This is a genomic window from Methanoregula sp., from assembly GCF_002835825.1.
In the GTDB taxonomy this organism is placed as follows: Archaea; Halobacteriota; Methanomicrobia; order Methanomicrobiales; family Methanospirillaceae; genus Methanoregula.
Window position 1 is genome coordinate 1 of sequence record NZ_PIZH01000434.1, and the last position, 1,724, is coordinate 1,724.

General features: G+C 53.2%; 2 protein-coding genes. Both read right to left on the reverse strand.

The window, feature by feature from the left end; translation table 11 throughout:
• Positions 1 to 405: 405 nt before the first annotated feature.
• The gene (locus CW742_RS11955; RefSeq protein ID WP_292420674.1) at positions 406 to 870 is read right to left on the reverse strand and encodes a hypothetical protein; all 465 of its coding nucleotides are present in this window, start codon (positions 868 to 870) and stop codon (positions 406 to 408) included.
• Positions 871 to 998: 128 nt separating this feature from the next.
• Positions 999 to 1,502 carry a hypothetical protein gene (locus tag CW742_RS11960; protein WP_292420676.1) on the reverse strand — a complete coding sequence of 168 codons (504 nt, stop codon included), beginning with the start codon at positions 1,500 to 1,502 and terminating at the stop codon, positions 999 to 1,001.
• Positions 1,503 to 1,724 lie beyond the last annotated feature (222 nt).

Sequence of the window (1,724 nt, forward strand, 5' to 3'; positions counted from 1 at the left end):
ATGCACGCCCCGATCAGGAGGGCGACGATCATGATAAGTGCACACGATTTCTTCATACGAATCTTAAGGAAATTAAGATCGGGTGTTATTAATATATGATCATATGATCTTTTGGTATGCTGAATATTGGGATATGTAAAATCCCGTGTGATGGTTTTACCGGCATATATAACTGAGTCCTTTCCCTTTAGAATTACCATAAGGATGAGAGGATCATTTTCCCCGATTTGATCGAGGTCACGGGTGTGGGTTTTCCGGATCCGTACGAAAAGCAGGATGGTGCTGATTCAGGAGATGGCAGGGGACTGTTGAGGATTACAGGGTAAAAAACTGGAGAGGAGCGGGGTTCTACTCCTTGCTCCCCTGCCTTCTTCTCTTCTCTCAGGTCTGATGACCTTCGAGATTTTACGGCACGAGACCCGCGAGGATCTCCGCCATCTTCTGCGCTGTTACCGGATCGACCACCTGCGCCAGCACGAGGCCGGCAGTGGCGAGGAACAGGGCCCAGAAGACCTTCTTTGTCTGTTCATTTTTGCCGAATGCATCCAGCACCGCATCCGTGTCCGCCTTCATAGCATAGCGGATGAGCCGGGGCACAAAGACGAAGAGCGGCAGGAACAGGACGCCTGAACCGATGAACGCAAGCGACAGTTCCGTCCGCCCGGCAAACCAGATCCCTGCGGGAATCGCGATGATCCCCGCAAGGAGGCATGCCATGAAGACCTCGCCGAGGCAGAACCAGGTCCGGTAACCGGCCGGGTCAGCCTGCATGTCTTCATCCGTCAGCTGCTCCGCGGGATCGAACATGCCGATCGCATGGAGCACGCCCCAGCAGAAGGTGCGGAGGGGGTTATTAGGAATTGATAACATCAAGACCTCCTTTTAAAGAACTTCGTTCTTCTCGTACCTCACCCTTTCAGGGTTCGGTATCCATCAGGGGGACTGCAAAGAGATGGGGCTATCGGGAGCTCCACCTCCCGAGCCTTTTCCCTGAACGATTAAGCCAGAGCCGCTACTCCATCCGACCAGGTCTCGATCTTCGTGCGGATAGCATCATCCTCATACGAGGAGATGGTTACCTGGGTCCGGGTGAGGTTGACAAAGTACATTTCCCCGTTAGGGTCATAGCACTTCAGTGTGGCCGAGAACGTGTCGTTCTGCGATGCGTGGACCGGTATCCCGCCGTGCGCCGTGATGTTGGCCGTGTCGGCGATGATCGCTGCAAGGCCGGCCTTGAACCCGGCAATCGAGTTGTAACTCTCGGAGCCGGTGCCGACGCTCTTCGCATCGTTGTTCTGGTACACGAACTTTGCCGTGTAATTCTCCTTGCTCTTCTCTACCGGCGGGTGGTTGGTTCCCCCGCTCATGTATGAGATGCAACCGAACGGGTTGCCCGTGATGATCGACTGGACGATCGTGTTGAATGCGTCGACGTCAGCGATCGGTTCCGAAAGCTTCCGGGACGCACTCTTGATGTTGGTTTTCTGGACATAGTCTGCCATTTTTCTAGTCTCCTTTCTTGTGGATTTTTTGTCTGTGTCGCCGGGGCCCCTTTGACATAATAGCATTGGAAGTGGGGATATAACCGATAATTTGGGGGGTGTCAATCCGGGAGATTTGTGCAAAAGAAATCAGGATTCGGGCAGTTCGGCGCGGATTGGCATTGAATGAAGACAATAATGACGCCCTTATTAAAAATCGGAAGAGATTTGACGCTCTTGGGG

Coding starts and splice junctions, on each gene's coding strand:
- CW742_RS11955 (WP_292420674.1), bottom strand. CDS start 870: ATGTTATCAATTCCTAATAACCCCCTCCGCACCTTCTGCTGGGGCGTG.
- CW742_RS11960 (WP_292420676.1), bottom strand. CDS start 1,502: ATGGCAGACTATGTCCAGAAAACCAACATCAAGAGTGCGTCCCGGAAG.